This is a genomic window from Bradyrhizobium sp. ORS 285, assembly GCF_900176205.1.
GTDB lineage: Bacteria > Pseudomonadota > Alphaproteobacteria > Rhizobiales > Xanthobacteraceae > Bradyrhizobium.
This window is the reverse complement of record NZ_LT859959.1, coordinates 641616-657930: the sequence shown is the minus strand read 5'-3', so window position 1 is coordinate 657930 and position 16315 is coordinate 641616. Positions and strand designations below refer to the sequence as shown.

The 16315-nt window shown below is 66.2% G+C and carries 14 protein-coding genes; 9 read left to right on the top strand and 5 right to left on the bottom strand.

The window, feature by feature from the left end; translation table 11 throughout:
• Positions 1-22 precede the first annotated feature (22 nt).
• From gap to BRAD285_RS02910, 8 genes are all read left to right on the top strand, one after another.
• Positions 23-1030, top strand: coding sequence for a type I glyceraldehyde-3-phosphate dehydrogenase (gap, locus tag BRAD285_RS02945; protein WP_006614674.1), 1008 nt, complete (start codon positions 23-25; stop codon positions 1028-1030).
• A 297-nt stretch (positions 1031-1327) separates the two neighbouring features.
• Positions 1328-2518, top strand: a complete 1191-nt coding sequence (gene pgk / locus BRAD285_RS02940; protein ID WP_035648345.1) for a phosphoglycerate kinase — start codon at positions 1328-1330, stop codon at positions 2516-2518.
• 45 nt (positions 2519-2563) lie between these two features.
• Positions 2564-2821 (top strand): hypothetical protein, encoded by a 258-nt coding sequence (locus BRAD285_RS02935; protein WP_006614602.1) that lies wholly within the window; start codon positions 2564-2566, stop codon positions 2819-2821.
• 189 nt (positions 2822-3010) lie between these two features.
• Positions 3011-4078 (top strand): class II fructose-bisphosphate aldolase, encoded by a 1068-nt coding sequence (fba, locus tag BRAD285_RS02930; RefSeq protein ID WP_006614603.1) that lies wholly within the window; start codon positions 3011-3013, stop codon positions 4076-4078.
• Positions 4079-4513: 435 nt separating this feature from the next.
• On the top strand, positions 4514-4735 hold the full coding sequence (locus BRAD285_RS02925) for a hypothetical protein (protein ID WP_035648374.1): 222 nt from the start codon (positions 4514-4516) through the stop codon (positions 4733-4735).
• A 1-nt stretch (position 4736) separates the two neighbouring features.
• The gene (locus BRAD285_RS02920; protein WP_006614605.1) at positions 4737-5411 is read left to right on the top strand and encodes a thiamine phosphate synthase; all 675 of its coding nucleotides are present in this window, start codon (positions 4737-4739) and stop codon (positions 5409-5411) included.
• A gap of 10 nt (positions 5412-5421) precedes the next feature.
• The gene (locus tag BRAD285_RS02915) at positions 5422-6510 is read left to right on the top strand and encodes a tetratricopeptide repeat protein (RefSeq protein ID WP_006614606.1); all 1089 of its coding nucleotides are present in this window, start codon (positions 5422-5424) and stop codon (positions 6508-6510) included.
• A gap of 153 nt (positions 6511-6663) precedes the next feature.
• Positions 6664-7455 (top strand): inositol monophosphatase family protein, encoded by a 792-nt coding sequence (locus BRAD285_RS02910; RefSeq protein ID WP_035648347.1) that lies wholly within the window; start codon positions 6664-6666, stop codon positions 7453-7455.
• 206 nt (positions 7456-7661) lie between these two features.
• Here the strand turns inward: BRAD285_RS02910 and BRAD285_RS02905 are convergent, their stop codons facing one another.
• The 5 genes from BRAD285_RS02905 to BRAD285_RS02885 form a co-directional block, all read right to left on the bottom strand.
• Positions 7662-8333, bottom strand: a complete 672-nt coding sequence (locus tag BRAD285_RS02905) for an outer membrane protein (protein ID WP_244422359.1) — start codon at positions 8331-8333, stop codon at positions 7662-7664.
• Positions 8334-8628: 295 nt separating this feature from the next.
• Complete coding sequence (locus BRAD285_RS02900) at positions 8629-11781, bottom strand: multidrug efflux RND transporter permease subunit (RefSeq protein WP_006614609.1); 3153 nt, start codon at positions 11779-11781, stop codon at positions 8629-8631.
• A 6-nt stretch (positions 11782-11787) separates the two neighbouring features.
• Complete coding sequence (locus BRAD285_RS02895) at positions 11788-12987, bottom strand: efflux RND transporter periplasmic adaptor subunit (RefSeq protein WP_006614610.1); 1200 nt, start codon at positions 12985-12987, stop codon at positions 11788-11790.
• A gap of 276 nt (positions 12988-13263) precedes the next feature.
• Positions 13264-14292 (bottom strand): cyclopropane-fatty-acyl-phospholipid synthase family protein, encoded by a 1029-nt coding sequence (locus BRAD285_RS02890; protein WP_006614611.1) that lies wholly within the window; start codon positions 14290-14292, stop codon positions 13264-13266.
• Positions 14289-15104: a DUF1295 domain-containing protein gene (locus tag BRAD285_RS02885; RefSeq protein WP_006614612.1), complete on the bottom strand. Its 816-nt coding sequence runs from the start codon at positions 15102-15104 to the stop codon at positions 14289-14291. Before BRAD285_RS02885 ends, BRAD285_RS02890 begins: the two co-directional genes overlap by 4 nt.
• Before the next feature lie 182 nt (positions 15105-15286).
• Between BRAD285_RS02885 and BRAD285_RS02880 the strand changes: the two genes are divergently transcribed.
• Entirely contained in the window at positions 15287-16276 is a 990-nt protein-coding gene (locus tag BRAD285_RS02880; RefSeq protein ID WP_006614613.1) for a MotA/TolQ/ExbB proton channel family protein, read from the top strand.
• The last annotated feature ends 39 nt before the right edge of the window (positions 16277-16315 follow it).

Genomic DNA, 16315 nt, shown 5'->3' with positions numbered 1-16315 from the left:
AACGTCATTGAAGGAGACGAAAATGGCAGTCCGGGTCGGGATCAACGGGTTTGGCCGCATCGGCCGCAACGTTCTGCGCGCCATCGCGGAATCGGGTCGCAAGGACATCGTGGTGGTCGGCATCAACGATCTCGGCCCGGTCGAAACCAATGCCCATCTGCTGCGCTTCGACAGCGTGCATGGCCGCTTTCCCCACACCGTGACTGTCGACGGCGACACCATTGATATCGGCCAGGGCAAGATCAAGGTCACCGCCGAGCGCGATCCGTCGAAGCTGCCGTGGAAGGACCTCGGCGTCGACATCGCGCTGGAATGCACCGGCATCTTCACCTCCAAGGACAAGGCCTCCGCGCATCTGGCCGCCGGCGCCAAGCGCGTGCTGGTCTCGGCTCCGGCCGACGGCGCCGACGCCACCATCGTCTACGGCGTCAACCACACCACGCTGACCAAGGATCATCTCGTCGTCTCCAACGGCTCGTGCACCACGAACTGCCTGGCGCCGGTCGCCAAGGTGCTGAACGACACGGTGGGCATCGAGACCGGGTTCATGACCACGATCCACGCCTACACCGGCGACCAGCCGACGCTCGACACCATGCACAAGGATCTCTATCGCGGCCGCGCGGCGGCGATGTCGATGATCCCGACCTCGACCGGCGCCGCCAAGGCGATCGGGCTTGTGCTGCCGGAGCTGAAGGGCAAGCTCGACGGCGTGGCGATCCGCGTGCCGACGCCGAACGTCTCGGTCGTCGATCTCAAGATCGTCGCCAAGCGCAACACCGAGCCGAAGGAGATCAACGAGGCGATCAAGCGCGCCGCCGAGCAGGAGCTCAAGGGCGTGCTCGGCTACACCACCGCGCCGAACGTCTCGATCGACTTCAACCACGATCCGCACTCCTCGACGTTCCACATGGACCAGACCAAGGTCATGAACGGCAACCTCGTGCGCGTGATGTCCTGGTACGACAATGAGTGGGGCTTCTCCAACCGCATGGCCGACACCGCCGTCGCGATGGGCAAGCTGCTTTAACTAACTCTCTCAGTCATTCCGGGGCGATGCAAAGCATCGAACCCGGAATTTCGAGAATCCGGGTTCGATGGTGCGTCAACGGAGGACTTCACCTCTCCCATCGGGAGAGGTCGGATTGCATCGCCAGATGCAATCCGGGTGAGGGGTTCCGGACAATCTTCCGACAGAGCCAAGTCCCCTCACCCGGCGCTGCGCGCCGACCTCTCCCCGATGGGGAGAGGTGAACCGGGCTCCGCGATCGCCACTTGATCCAACTACGACGCGTCACGTTCAGTCCCTCGTTCCAAGGTGGCTTCAATGACAAAATTCCGAACCCTCGATGACGTCGACGTCAAAGGCAAGCGCGTGCTGCTGCGCGTCGATCTCAACGTTCCCATGGAGAATGGCCACGTCAGCGATGCCACGCGCCTGGAGCGCGTCGCGCCGACCATCAACGAGATCGCAGACAAGGGCGGCAAGGTGATCCTGCTTGCGCATTTCGGCCGGCCGAAGGGCCGCGATGCCAAGGACTCGCTGAAGCCGGTCGCCTCTGCGCTGTCGCAAGTGATCAAGCGCCCGGTCGCGTTCGCCGATGATTGCATCGGCGAACCGGCGGCGAAGGCGATCGCCGCGATGAAGGACGGCGACGTGCTGTGCCTGGAGAACACACGCTTCCACAAGGAAGAGGAGAAGAACGATCCGTCGTTCGTCGCCGAACTCGCCAAGCTCGGCGATATCTGGGTCAATGACGCGTTCTCCGCCGCGCACCGCGCCCATGCCTCGACCGAAGGCCTCGGCCACAAGCTGCCGGCCTATGCAGGACGCACGATGCAGGCCGAGCTCGACGCGCTCGACAAGGCGCTGGGACGTCCCGCCAAGCCGGTCATCGCGATCGTCGGCGGCGCCAAGGTCTCGACCAAGATCGACCTGCTGGAGAACCTTGTCACCAAGGTCGATGCGCTGGTCATCGGCGGCGGCATGGCCAACACCTTCCTGCATGCGCAGGGCGTGCAGATCGGCAAGTCGCTGGCCGAGAAGGATCTCGCCGCGACCGCGCTGCGGATCATGGAGAAGGCGGAGGTCTCGAACTGCGCCATCATCCTGCCCGTCGACGCCACCGTGTCGTTCCACTTCGCGGCCAACTCGCCGTCGTTCGCCTACGGCCTCGACGCGATCCCGCCTGACAGCATGATCCTCGACGTCGGCCCGCAATCCACCGCGCGCATCCATGCCGCGATCGACGACGCGGCGACCCTAGTCTGGAACGGCCCGGTCGGCGCCTTCGAGCTGACGCCGTTCGACCGCGGCACCATGGTCGCCGCCAAGCATGCGGCCGAGCGCACCAAGGCCAAGAAACTGATCTCGGTGGCCGGCGGCGGCGACACCGTCGCGGCCCTCAACCAGGCCGGCGTGGCCGGCGATTTCAGCTACGTCTCGACCGCCGGCGGCGCCTTCCTCGAATGGATGGAAGGCAAGCCGCTGCCGGGCGTTGAGGTGCTGAAATCCTGAGACACGGAGCTTGTCGGCCATGGATGTTTCTGTTATGTTCCATCCATGGCTGACACCCCGGCAGATGCTGTTCATTCGATCCTGATCAAGATTCAGGAGAGCATTGCTGCGCTCCGGATGGAGGTCGGACAGTTCAGGCAGGACAACCGAGCCGATCACGAGCGGATGGAAACCTTGATCCGAAAGCAGCGCCGTGATTCCGCTGGCATGCTGGTCATGATGCGCGCGGCAGCCAGCGATTTCGACGAGCGTGTCAGTGCGGTCGAGGAACGTATCGCGGCTCTCGAAGCCAGGAAAACCTGAGGCGAAGACCTGAGCTGGCGCCCATGACGCCTGAGCCAACAGCGCTCGCTCCGGCTGCTCACCTCAGCCAGCCGCCTGCGTCGCCGCCACCCTTGGATTCCGCCGATCACCGCGTTATGCACGGTGCAGCCGTTTCGACGCGTGCATCAGCCGCTGCACGGTCCAATTCTTGATCAGGGAGTTCCATCCATGGCCCGCATTACCTTGCGTCAATTGCTCGATCACGCGGCGGAGCATGATTACGGCGTCCCGGCGTTCAACATCAACAACATGGAGCAGGCGCTGGCGATCATGACGGCGGCAAGCGCCGCCGACGCGCCGGTCATCATTCAGGCCTCGCGCGGCGCCCGCGCCTACGCCAACGACGTCATGCTCAAGCACATGATGGACGCGCTCACCGAGATCTATCCGCAGATCCCGATCTGCGTGCATCTCGACCACGGCAACGAGCCGGCGACCTGCATGACCGCGATCCAGTCGGGCTTCACCTCGGTCATGATGGACGGCTCGCTCAAGGCCGACGGCAAGACCCCGGGTGACTGGGAGTACAATGTCGGCGTCACCAAGACGGTGACCACGATGGCGCATCTCGGCGGCATCTCGGTCGAGGGCGAGCTCGGCGTGCTCGGCTCGCTCGAGACCGGCATGGGCGACAAGGAGGACGGCCACGGCGCCGAGGGCAAGCTGTCGCATGACCAGCTGCTGACCAATCCCGACGAGGCCGTGAAGTTCGTCAAGGAGACCAAGGTCGACGCGCTCGCGATCGCGATGGGCACCTCGCACGGTGCCTACAAGTTCACGCGCAAGCCGGACGGCGACATCCTCGCCATGAACGTGATCGAGGAGATCCACCGCAAGCTGCCGAACACGCATCTGGTCATGCACGGTTCGTCGTCGGTGCCGCAGGATCTGCAGGAGATCATCAACTCGTTCGGCGGCAAGATGAAGCCGACCTGGGGCGTGCCGGTCGCCGAGATCCAGCGCGGCATCAAGAACGGCGTGCGCAAGATCAACATCGACACCGACAACCGCATGGCGATGACCGGCCAGATCCGCAAGGTGCTGTCGGAGCACCCGGAAGAGTTCGATCCGCGCAAGTATCTGAAGCCGGCGATGGAAGCGATGACCAAGCTCTGCAAGCAGCGCTTCGAGGAGTTCAACACCGCCGGCCAGGCCGGCAAGATCAAGCGCGTGCTGACCACCGCCGAGATGGCCAAGCGCTACGCCGGCGGCGAGCTCGACCCGAAGGTGGCGTGAGCTGGCCAACATCCAGACTGGTGGACTTCAGTGGCCGCCGCGACGGCGGTCAGCTCCCCTTCCTGTTGTGGCACGGCTATCGCATTTGACGATCGCAGCTTTGCGCTCGTCTCTCTCCACATCGTCATGGCCGGGCTTGTCCCGGCCATCCACGTCGACCGGCATCCGGAGAACGACGTGGATGCCCGGGTCAAGCCCGGGCATGACGGAGTAACTAAGCTCCAGGATCGCTCGTCGCGACGGCCCGTGTCTCTCCTGCGATTGCCCTAGGGTGGAGGGCCGGCCGGCTGCCGCTGGGGTTAAGGAGATCGCCGGATTGGCAACGCCCCGTTCACCTCTGTGAGAGCCTGCCTCAGCTGCGGCCAATGTTTGCTCGGCAGCCGCCCGAGAACCGTCTAGTTTGACGGGCAGGGCAGGTGCGGTCTGGAGCAGATGATGGACATCTTCGCACTGAACCCCGTCGCCCCTGCGACGGCCGCACCCGGCACGGCCATGCCTGCCGCCCGAGCGGCAGGCGCCGGCGGGCTTGCGGATCATCGCACCACGGTTTACCCGCAGAGCGCACGCCCTGCACCCGGGCGCGCCGTGGCTCACTGCATCGACAATGACAGGATTCCCCGCTACCTGATGGCGCGGCGCGACAAGAAGGCTGCATAAATTGTCCGGCAAGACCACTCCCGCGCGGCCCGAGCCGCGCCTCTACCTGGCAACGCCGGTCGTGACCGACGCCGCCGCGCTCGCCGCCAGCCTGCCCGCGATCCTCGCCAGCGCCGACGTCGCCGCGGTGCTGGTGCGGCTCAAGGACAGCGATCCCCGCAGCATGATCACGACGGTGAAGACGCTGGCGCCGGCGATCCAGGGCACGGGCGCGGCGCTGCTGATCGACGGCCATCCCGATATCGTGGCGCGCGCCGGTGCCGATGGTGCGCATCTGACCGGCATCGCCGCGCTGGAAGAGGCCCTGCCGGGCCTCAAGCCGGACCGCATCGCCGGTGGCGGCGGTCTGTCGACGCGGCACGATTCGATGCGCGCGGGTGAGGTCGGCGCCGACTACGTGCTGTTCGGCGAGCGCGATGCGCAGGGCCGGCGGCCCTCGCCGGATGCGGTCAATGAGCGCCTGGCCTGGTGGGCCGAGCTGTTCGAGCCGCCCTGCGTCGGCTATGCGATCTCGCTGAAAGAAGCGGCCGACTTCGTCGCCGCAGGAGCGGATTTCGTGCTGGTGGACGATCTCGTCTGGAACGATGCACGCGGCCCGGCGGCCGCGCTGGCCGAGATCGGCGCGACGATCCGGCAGGCCCATGCGGCCGCCCCCGTCGCCATCGCCGGAAGCTGAACGGCCGACCATGACGATGCTGCGCCTGACATGCCTGGTTGCTGCGTTCCTGGTCGTGGGAGCCGGTGCGCGCGCGCAGATCTCGTTGACGCCACCGGCCCTGCAGCCGGCGCCCGCCGAGAAGCCGAAGCCTGTCGAAAAAGCTGCCGAGAAACCGAAGCCGCCCGCCCCCGCCGCCGCGGCCAAAAAGCCGGCCCCGGCTCCCTCGGCCAAGCCGGCCGCGCCGGCCCCTGTCCCGACGCAGCAGCCGGCGGCCAACGACCCCAACGTCGACCTGGTCTACGGCGCCTATCAGCGCGGCCAGTACAAGACCGCCTTCGACCTGGCGACTCCGCGCGCGCAGGCCGGCGATCCCAAGGCGATGGCCATGCTCGGGCAGCTCTATGAGAACGCCCAGGGGATCCGCCGCGACTATGAGAAGGCGGCGATCTGGTACAAGCGGGCTGCCGAAGCCGGCGACCGCGAGGCGATGTTCGCGCTCGCGATGATGCGGCTCGCGGGCCGCGGCGGCCCGGTCGACAAGGCGGAGGCGGTCAAGCTGCTCGCCTCTGCCGCCAAGCTCGGCGAACCCAAGGCAGCCTATAATCTCGCCCTGCTCTATCTCGACGGTCAGACCTTCCCGCAGGACCTCAGGCGCTCGGCCGAGCTGCTGCGCGTGGCGGCAGATGCCGGCAATCCCGAGGCGCAATATGCGCTGGCCACCTTCTACAAAGAGGGAACCGGCGTGCCGAAGGACCTGGAGAAGGCCGCGCGCCTGCTGCAGGCCGCAGCCCTCGCCGACAATCTCGATGCAGAGGTGGAATACGCCATCGCGCTGTTCAACGGCACCGGGGTGCCGAAGGACCAGCCCGCCGCGATTGCGCTGCTGCGCCGGGCCGCTCGGCAGAACAGCCCGGTGGCCCAGAACCGGCTGGCCTGGGTGCTTTGGTACGGCATTTCCACGCCGCTGGATAAGATCGAGGCGTACAAGTGGCACCTGGTGGCCAAGACCGCCGGCAAGGGCGATCCCAAGCTGGAGGAGAAGTTCGCCGACATGCCGCCCGAGGACCGCGCCAAGGGTGAAGCGGCCGCCAAGCGCTGGCTCGGCACGATCAAGTAACCGAGACAAGTAAGCTGGACATGAGCCAGCGCCTGATCCGGCCTTGACGCGGCGGCCCCTTCAGGGCACCCACAGCCAGCCCTTTTCAACCGCCTCTCCCGCCTTGGACGAGGCGCGCACCGCAAGGTGCGGTCAGCCCAGCGCATCGAGCACATGATTCATTCCGCCCTCATCAATGTCATGGTCAAGGCCGCGCGCCGCGCCGGCCGCAACCTCAAGCGCGATCTCGGCGAGATCGAGCATCTCCAAGTGTCGCTCAAGGGCCCGGCGAATTTCGTCTCGCGCGCCGACAAGAAGGCCGAGGAGATGCTGTACGAGGATCTCTCCAAGGCCCGTCCTGGCTATGGCTTCCTCGGCGAGGAAGGCGGCAAGCGCGAAGGCAGCGACAAGTCGCACACCTGGATCGTCGATCCGCTCGACGGCACCACCAACTTCCTGCACGGCATCCCGCAATTCGCGATCTCGATCGCGCTGCAGCGGGAGGACACCGTGATCGCCGGCGTGATCTACAACCCGGCCAATGACGAGCTGTACATCGCCGAGCGCGGCAAGGGCGCGTTCCTGAACGACCAGCGGCTGCGCGTCGCCGCGCGCAAGCAGCTGCACGAATGCGTCATCGCCTGCGGCCTGCCGCATATCGGCCGCGGCGACCGCCAGCAGTTCCTGCGCGAGATGACCTCGCTGCAGGTCAAGGTCGCAGGCCTGCGCCGCTTCGGCGCCGCCTCGCTCGACCTCGCCTTCGTCGCTGCCGGCCGCTTCGACGCGTATTGGGAACGCGACCTGCAGCCCTGGGATATCGCCGCCGGCATGATCATGGTGCGCGAGGCCGGCGGCACGGTTTCTGGGATCGACGGCAAGGAGGATGCGCTGGCCACCGGGCACGTCGTCTGCGGCAACGAGGTGATCCACCGCGAGCTGGTGAAGGTGCTGAAGGCGGCGGCTTAGCCCCACTCGCGCCTCACACACGGTGTCGTCTCGGCCTTGAGCCGGGACCTATAACCACCGGCTGTCGTCATTGGGCGAGATGCGTCGGCCAATATGCCTCAAACATCTCTCTGGGGTTATGGGTCCCGCATCTGCGCGCGCGTACGCGCGGTTGTCCAGGACGACACCGTCGGTGGGGTTGGCGGCCAGAGTCTATCGCCAGCAGACTACCTGCGTCCGCTGGTGAACGCCTGCGGCGTGGCGCCGGGCAGCGCCGGCGAGTTGATGTCGCTGTCGGTGCGGTCCGAGGACTGGCCGGCATAGCTGAAGCCGAGCGACAGGCTGACATTGGAGGTCGGCTTGAACTCGACGCCGCCATTGATCGCGTAAGCGGGTGTCGAGGTGGAGCGCCCGTCGAAGGTCGCGAACGGACCGCCGAGGCCAGGCGTGACCTTCAACGCCTCGAATCCGCCGTAGAAGCTGACGCCGCTCTTGAACGTGTAGCCGTACTGCGCGCCTTCGGTGGTATAGGTGCCGAGCGAGCCGTAGCGGTTGACGAGGCTCGGGCTTAGGCCGACGCCGGACAGGCTCGACCAGTTGTTCGCCACGCTATAGCGCCGTGCGAAGAAGCCACTGTCGCGACCATCGGCCGTGAAGCTCGGAAAATTGCCGTAGGAGTCGAGCCTGCCGGACTCGGTGAAGCCGACCGGCCAGCCGGGGAGCCAATATTTGACGGGGCCGGACTGGGCCTGAGCCGTGGAAGCGCCGGAGCCAAGCGCGACAAGCGCGAATGCGAGAGCAGATTTGCGAGCGAACATCGACATGCCGTACCCGTTACAGGTCAGCGGAGCATACATGTACGGGTCGAGAAACTCCAGTCGCGCGGATTGAAGCAGCATGTCCGCCGCACCGGCGGTGCGCTCCCCTCCCCCTTGCGGGGAGGGGTCGGGGGTGGGGGTCCGCGAACTCCGAATGTCGTGGAAGGCACACATCTTCGTGCGCCAACCCATGAGGAAACGGGTTCGTTCTCGCTCACCCGGATCCAGTGCATCGCGCGATGGGGATGAATTTCATCGCATCGAGCGGAATTCGGAGACCCCCCACCCCCGACCCCTCCCCGCAAGGGGGAGGGGTGCGCACCGCTGGTGCGGCGAGATTGGGGCTCGAACTACTGCACGAAGCGTCACGCCCCCTTTACGGCTTCACCGGAGCCGGCGGCCCATATGCCTCACGCTCCGTCACCTCCGCCTTCTCCCGATCGCCCGCGAGCACGCGCTGCACGGAGACGAAGAACACCGGCACCATCAAGAGCGCCAGGATCACGACCGCGATCATGCCGCCCATCACGTTGGTGCCGAGCGCCTGCTGGCTGGCGCCGCCGGCGCCTGATGCCATCGACATCGGCAGCACGCCACAGACGAAGGCGAGGCCGGTCATGATGATCGGGCGGAAGCGCAGCGAGCAGGCCTCGATCGTCGCTGCCACCAGTGGCTTGCCATGTGCGCGCAGATCCTTAGCGAACTCGATGATCAGGATCGCATCCTTCGCCGCGAGGCCGATGATCGTGATCAGCGCCACTGTGAAGTAGACGTCGTTCGAGAGGCCACGCACATTTGCGGCAACCACGGCGCCGAGGATGCCGAGCGGCACGGTCAGCAGCACCGCGAGCGGAATGGTCCAGCTTTCATACAGCGCGGCGAGACACAGGAACACGACCAGCGCGGACAAGCCGAGCAGCAGCGGCGCCTGCGAGCCTGACAGCTTCTCCTGCAGCGACTGCCCGGTCCACTCATAGCCGAAGCCGCGCGGCAGCTTGCCAGCCAAGCGTTCCATCTCGTTGAGCGCGTCACCCGAGGTGAAGCCCGGCCTGGCCTCGCCGGAGATGCGGATCGCCGGATAATAGTTGAAGCCCGCGATCTGGGTCGGTCCCTTGGCCCATTGGATGGTCGCGAACGACGAGAACGGCACCAGCTGTCCCCTAGCGTTCTTGACGCTGTAGTTGAGGATGTCGTCCGCATTCATGCGGCTGATGCGGTCGGCCTGCACCACGACGCGCTGCATGCGGCCACGATTGGGGAAATCATTGACGTAGTTCGAGCCGAGATTGGTCGAGATCGTGTTGTTGATGTCCTCGAAGGTCACGCCGAACGCGCCGGCCTTCTCGCGGTCGATCGTCAGATTGACCTGAGGCCCCTGCGGCAGGCCTTCGACATAGACCTTCTGCAGCACCGGGCTGGCATTGGCCTCGGCGATCAGCTGGTCAGCGGCCGCAACGAGCGCGGTGTAGCCCTTCTGGCCGCGGTCCTGCAGGCGGAAGCTGAAGCCCGAGGAGTTGCCGAGATTGTCGATCGGCGGCGGCTGCAGCGCGGTGATCTTGGCATCGCGGAGCGAAGCGAGATCGCGATTGATGTCGGCGACCAGCGCCGCGGCGCTGTCGTTCTTGCCGCGCTCCGACCAGTCCTTCAGCGAGATGAAGGCCTGCGCGGTGTTGACGCCCTGGCCGGCATAGCTGAAGCCGGTGAGGAAGGTGACGTCGTCGATGCCAGCGCGCTTGGCGAGATATTTCTCGACCGCCTCGACGGCGGCCTGCGTCCGCGCGTAGGACGAATCCGCCGGCGTCTGCACGTCGGTCGTGATGAAGCCCTGGTCGTCGACCGGGAGGAAGCCACCGGGCAGCTGGATGAAGGCCCAGGACAGGCCGACGATGAAGATCGCGTAGATCATCATCAGCCGTCCGGTGCGCTTCAGCGCACCGCCGACCACGCCGGTGTATTTGGTGCGGCTGACATCCATGAAGCGGTTGAACCAGCCGAACACGCCGGTCCTGGCGTGGCCGTGACCGGCCTGGACCGGCTTCAAGAGCGTCGCGCACAGTGCGGGGGTCAGCGACAGCGCGAGCAGCGCGGAGAAGCCGATGGCGGCGACCATGGTGACCGAGAATTGCCGGTAGATGATGCCGACGGAGCCCGGGAAGAACGCCATCGGCACGAACACCGCCATCAGAACCAGGGTGATGCCGATGATGGCGCCGGTGATCTGGCCCATCGCCTTGCGTGTCGCCTCCTTCGGCGACAGCCCCTCCTCGCTCATGATGCGCTCGACGTTCTCGACCACCACGATGGCATCGTCGACGAGGATGCCGACCGCGAGCACCATGCCGAACATCGTCAGCATGTTGATGGAGTAGCCGACCAGCATCAGGGCGGCGCAGGTGCCGAGCAGCGCGACGGGCACGACGATCGTCGGGATAATGGTGTAGCGGATGTTCTGCAGGAACAGGAACATCACCACGAACACCAGCACGACGGCTTCGACCAGGGTCATCAGCACGCGCTTGATCGAGGCCTTCACGACGGGCGTGATGTCGTAGGGGATTTCATATGCGATGGTGGACGGAAAGAAGCGCGACAGCTCCTTCATCTTGGCCTCGACCGCGCTGGCAGTCGCCAGCGCATTGCCGGATGGCGACAGCAGCACCGAGAGGCCCGCGGTCGGCTTGCCGTTGAGGCGGGTGTTGAACTGATAGCTGAGACCGCCGATCTCGATGCGCGCGACGTCGCGCAGCCGCACCGTCGAGCCGTCGGCATTGGCGCGCAGGATGATCGCGCCGAACTCGTCCGGCGAATCGAGCTGGCCCTTGACCAGCACCAGCGCCGAGGTGCGCTGCGTGGTCGTGGCCGGCTCGGCGCCGATGCTGCCGGAGGAGACCTGCGCGTTCTGCGCGCCGATCGCCTTGGTGACATCGTCGGCGGTGAGGCCATAGCCGATCAGCTTGGCCGGATCGAGCCAGACGCGCAGCGAGCGCTCGGTCGAATACAGCGTGGCGCGGCCGACGCCGGGGATGCGCCGGATTTCGCCGAGCACGTTGCGGATCATGAAGTCGCCGAGGCCGACCTCGTCGAGGCTGCCGTCGGTCGACTGCAAGGTGATGATCTGCAGCACCGCGGCGGAGGCTTCCTCGACCAGGATGCCCTGCTGAATCACCGCGCGCGGCAGCCGCGCCTCGACGCGCTTGAGACGGTTCTGCACCTCGACCGAGGCGTCGTTGGTCGACGTCCCCGGCACGAAGTTGGCGGTGATCTCGACTTGGCCCAGCGAGTCGCTGGTCGATTCGAAATTGAGGATTCCGGAGGCACCGTTGAGCTCCTCCTCGATCAGCCGCGTGACGCTGTTGTAGAGATTTTCCGGCGACGCGCCGGGATAGCTGGTCGAGATCGAGATCGAGGGCGGCGCGATGATCGGATATTGCGCGACCGCCAACAGCGGGATCGCGATCGCGCCGATCAGGCAGATGAAGAGCGCGACGACCCAGGCGAAGATCGGCCGGTCGATGAAGAAGCTCGGCATCAGGACTTACCGCGACGCCGATTTGGATTCGAGCTGCGTCGCGGCGCTGACCTCGGTCCAGGCCTGCGGCGCAACCTTGTCGCCGGCGGCAAACTTCTGGAAGCCGTCGACGACGACCTTGTCGCCGGCGCGCAGGCCGTCGGTGATCAGCACCAGGCCATCCTGCACCGGACCGGTGCGGATCGGACGCGCGATCGCGCGGTTGTCGTCGCGGATCACATAGACCTCGGAGCCGCCGGCCGCGTTGCGCTGCACCGCCTGCTGCGGCACGCCGACGGAATCGCTGTCGATGCCCTGCTCGATGCGGACGCGGACATACATGCCCGGCAGCAGCTCGCGCTTCGGATTGGCGAACTCGCCGCGCAAGGTCACCTGGCCGGTGGCGGCATCGACCTTGGCGTCGGAGAACAAGAGCTTGCCCGGAATCGAATACGGCGTGCCGTCGTCGAGCACGAGGCGGACCTTGATCGCATCCGGCGCGATCTGATCGAGATCGCCGGATTCGAAGGCGCGGCGCAGACGGTGGAGCTCGCTCACCGACTGGGTGAAATCGGCATAGATCGGGTCGAGCTGCTGGATCGTCACCAGCGAGGTCTCGTTCTGCACGGCAATCGCGCCCTCGCTGAGCTGGGCCGCGCCGACGATGCCATCGATCGGCGCGCGAACGGTCGCGTAGTCCAGGTTGAGCTGGGCGCGGGCGAGATCGGCCTTGCGCGCCTCAATGTCGGCCGCGGCCTCGCGTTCTCCAGAGATCGCCTTCTCATTCTCCACGGCGGGGGCCGCGCGCTCCTTGAACAGCTGCGCGATGCGGTTCGCCTGCTGCACCGCGCGCTCATGCACGGCCTCGGCCTTGGCGAGCGCGGCGCGGCTCGACATGATCTCGACCTCGAACGGCTTCTGGTCGAGGCGATAGAGCGGATCGCCGGCCTTGACCTCGCTGCCCTGGCGGAACAGCCGCTCGACGATGATGCCGGAGACGCGCGGCCGCACGTCGGAGACGCGGGTCGGCGCGATGCGGCCCGGCAGCTCACGCACGATCGCCCGCGCCTTCTGCTCGACCGTGATGATGCCGACGTCGGGAATGGTGACCTGCTCGTTGGCCGAAGCCTGGGCCGGCGCGGTTTCGTTGCAGCCGGCGAGCGGCAGGGCCGCGACGAATATCAATGCGGTGCCGAGCAACGGCGCGCGAAAACGGGTCGTGGACAATGGAGCCCCTCGATCATGTTAAGAAGCAGTCGACCGGATGACCGGGACATGGCGCCATTCTGGTGCCGAGCGTGGCCGCACCATAAAAGCGTGCTGCTGCGACGCAATGCAGCAACCGGGCGGCCGTATGTCACAGCCGTTAGACTGCTGATCTCAAACAGTTTTTTGAGGCTCACCCGATTGTGAGCGCATTGTGGCGGCGCTGTTCCCGCAGGTTCCGCGCGGTCAAACGCGAATCCCGCTGTTGTTCCCGGCCGATCTCATCAGTTCGCCTAATCAGCTCGTCGGCCGCAGGCGATAGTGGCTGACGCCCCATTCGCGGCCCTCGTCATGGCCGAACAGGCCAGCAGTTGCGAGGAAGAACCAGCGCCAGCGGCGCATCCAAAGCGCGGTGTCATCGCCATACACCGGCTGCAGCGTCCCGAGGACGCGCTCGCGGTCGGCGTCGAAATTGGCGAGCCAGTCCCTGGCCGTGCGCTGATAATGCGTGCCGCTCCAGCGCCATTCCTTCTCGACCGCGAACAGATCGTTGAACTGTCGGATCAAGGTGTGGCTCGGCATGATGCCGCCGGTGAAGAAGTGCTGCGCGATCCAGTCCTCGCGATCGTTGCGGTCGAACAGATAGGAGCCGGAGCGATGGGTGAAGATGTGCATGAACAGCCGGCCGTCCGGCACCAGCCATGACCGGACGCGCGACAACAGCTCGCGCCAGTTCATCATGTGCTCGAACATCTCCACCGAGACCACGCGGTCGAAGCGGCCGTCGGGCGCGAATGCGTTCATGTCGGCAGTGATCACGCGCAGATTGAGCAGGCCGCGCGCGGCCGCCATCTCCTCGATCGCACGGCGCTGAGAGTGCGAGTTGGAGACCGCCGTGATCTTGGCATGGGGAAACTGCCGGGCCATGAACAGCGACAGCGAGCCCCAGCCGCAGCCGAGCTCGAGGATGCTCTGGCCGTCCTGCAAATCGGCATTGGCCACTGTCTGCCGCAGCGCCTCCTCCTCCGCCTCCTGCAGGGTCGAGACCGGCTCCTTGTAGAAGCAGCAGGAATATTTTCGGTTCGGCCCGAGCACCCGGGCGAAGAACGCGGCGGGCACTTCGTAGTGCTGGCTGTTCGCGGCGTCGGTATGTTCCGCGATCGGGCGCGTCGTCAGCAGGCGGGCGAACTCCGCATCGCCCATCGCATTGACCCCGCCAAGCCGCGCCGCGGTGCGCGCGCATAATTCGTAGATCGCGGCGCGGATGACGGCGTCGGGCAGCGGCACACGCTCGGCGGCGCCAATGATGGTCGAGATGAAGCTCATGCGGTGGCTCCGTTGCGCGGCGGTAAGGGAAAGAAGGCGCTGGTGCGCGCCTGATAGGCCCGGTAGCGGTCGCCGCGCGAGCGCAGCATCTGTTGTTCCAGCGGCGGGATGCCGGTGACGTGGACCAGGATGTAGTACATCAGTAGCGGCGCCAGCAGGCTGGCGAGCCCCCAGGGATTGTCGGGTGACAACGCGATGACGGGGTAAGCGAGCCAGCACATCCACTCGAAAAAGTAGTTGGGATGGCGCGACCAACGCCACAGGCCGATGTCGCAGACCTTGCCTTTGTTGGCCGGGTCGGTGCGGAATGCCTTGAGCTGGGCATCGGCCAGCCCCTCCCCGGCGATGCCCACGAACAGCACGAGGATGCCGAGATAGTCCTGCAGGCGCAGCTCGGGCGCAGGGACATGAGCGGCGACGAACATCGCGAACACCAGGGGAATGGCCCCCCAGGCCTGCTGCTGCAGGAACACGAACATCCGCCGCGGCGCGGTATCGCCCCATTGCCGGGCGAACTCGGCATAGCGCGGGTCATCGGAGATGCCGCGGCTGCGCGCCGCAACATGGCCGCCCAGCCGCAGCGACCAGATCGCGACCAGGATCGCAACCAGCCATTGCCGCGCGTTGGGGGCAGCACCGTCCACGGGCCAGATCGCGCCGGCGGCCCCGACGAGGCCGACGGAAAATGTCCAGATCGTGTCGACCCAGCCGGAATTCCCGGTGCGCTGCTGCACCACCCAGGCCATGGCCATGAGCAGGGAGAGCGCCAGTGCCAGCGCCAGCAGCGCCTGCAGATATTCAACGACGGTCATGACAAAGCCCGGGCATTCCCGCTAGAAATGGTCCACGGGACTAACTACGCCGCGGAAGCCCGCCGGTTTCAGCCATGGTTCCGTGCAGGGATGAGGAGAGCGCCGTTCGCAGCTGTTCTCCCGACCGTGCTATGCCATAGTGAATTTTCGGGACCGGTCCCCCGCAACGGATGTCATCGACAATGCCTCAAGGCTCCCCTCCCCGCTCCGCGATGTCAGTCGAACCGACCAAATTGTCGACGCCCCGGATCTTCCTGGTGCGGATGCTGGTCTTCCTGGTGCTGTGCGGCCTGGTCGGGATCGTGCTCTACAAGCAGATCATCATGGCGTTCTTCGCCAATCCCGGCCTCAACGCCCTGATCGGGGCTGTGCTCCTGATCGGCGTCATCCTGGCCTTCCGGCAGGTCGTCCGGCTGTATCCCGAGGTCTCCTGGGTCAATAATTTCCGCATTGCCGATCCCGGCCTGGCGGTGCCCCGCCACCCGGTCCTGCTGGCGCCGATGGCGGCCATCCTCGGCCGTGAGCGCACCGGGCGGATGTCGATCTCGCAGCAGACCATGCGGCACCTGCTCGACTCCATCGCCACCCGCCTGGACGAGGCCCGCGACATCTCGCGCTACATGACCGGGCTGCTGGTGTTCCTCGGCCTGCTCGGCACCTTCTGGGGCCTGATCGAGACCGTGGGCTCGGTCGGCAAGGTGATCGACGGGCTCAAGGTCGGCGGCGATGCCGGCGCGCTGTTCGACACGCTCAAGGGCGGCCTCGCCGCGCCGCTGAGCGGCATGGGCATCTCGTTCTCGTCCTCGCTGTTCGGCCTCGCCGGCTCGCTGATCCTCGGCTTCCTCGACCTGCAGTCGAGCCAGGCGCAGAACCGTTTCTATACCGACCTGGAGGACTGGCTGGCCGGCACGGTTCGGGAATATGGCGGCACCGGCGACACGAGCGCCGATCTCTCGGTGGCCATCGAGCGGCTGCGCACGGCGATGGAGGAAGGCTCCAACCGCGGCGCCACCGCGGCCATGGCCAACCTCGCCGAGGCGATTCAGGGCCTGGTCGCGCACATGCGCACCGAGCAGCAGATGATCCGCGAATGGGCCGACGGCCAGGGCGAACAGAACCGCGAGATCAAGCGGCTGCTGGAGCGCCTGGCCCGGCAGCCGGAGAAGAGTTGACCTCTCGATCAGCTGGCTTGAGACGAGCGAGGAGACACT

Coding starts and splice junctions, on each gene's coding strand:
- pgk (WP_035648345.1), top strand. CDS start 1,328: ATGACAAAATTCCGAACCCTCGATGACGTCGACGTCAAAGGCAAGCGC.
- BRAD285_RS02905 (WP_244422359.1), bottom strand. CDS start 8,333: ATGCTGCTTCAATCCGCGCGACTGGAGTTTCTCGACCCGTACATGTAT.
- BRAD285_RS02885 (WP_006614612.1), bottom strand. CDS start 15,104: ATGACCGTCGTTGAATATCTGCAGGCGCTGCTGGCGCTGGCACTGGCG.
- fba (WP_006614603.1), top strand. CDS start 3,011: ATGGCCCGCATTACCTTGCGTCAATTGCTCGATCACGCGGCGGAGCAT.
- BRAD285_RS02935 (WP_006614602.1), top strand. CDS start 2,564: ATGGCTGACACCCCGGCAGATGCTGTTCATTCGATCCTGATCAAGATT.
- BRAD285_RS02890 (WP_006614611.1), bottom strand. CDS start 14,292: ATGAGCTTCATCTCGACCATCATTGGCGCCGCCGAGCGTGTGCCGCTG.
- BRAD285_RS02925 (WP_035648374.1), top strand. CDS start 4,514: ATGGACATCTTCGCACTGAACCCCGTCGCCCCTGCGACGGCCGCACCC.
- BRAD285_RS02880 (WP_006614613.1), top strand. CDS start 15,287: ATGCCTCAAGGCTCCCCTCCCCGCTCCGCGATGTCAGTCGAACCGACC.
- BRAD285_RS02910 (WP_035648347.1), top strand. CDS start 6,664: ATGATTCATTCCGCCCTCATCAATGTCATGGTCAAGGCCGCGCGCCGC.
- gap (WP_006614674.1), top strand. CDS start 23: ATGGCAGTCCGGGTCGGGATCAACGGGTTTGGCCGCATCGGCCGCAAC.
- BRAD285_RS02900 (WP_006614609.1), bottom strand. CDS start 11,781: ATGCCGAGCTTCTTCATCGACCGGCCGATCTTCGCCTGGGTCGTCGCG.
- BRAD285_RS02915 (WP_006614606.1), top strand. CDS start 5,422: ATGACGATGCTGCGCCTGACATGCCTGGTTGCTGCGTTCCTGGTCGTG.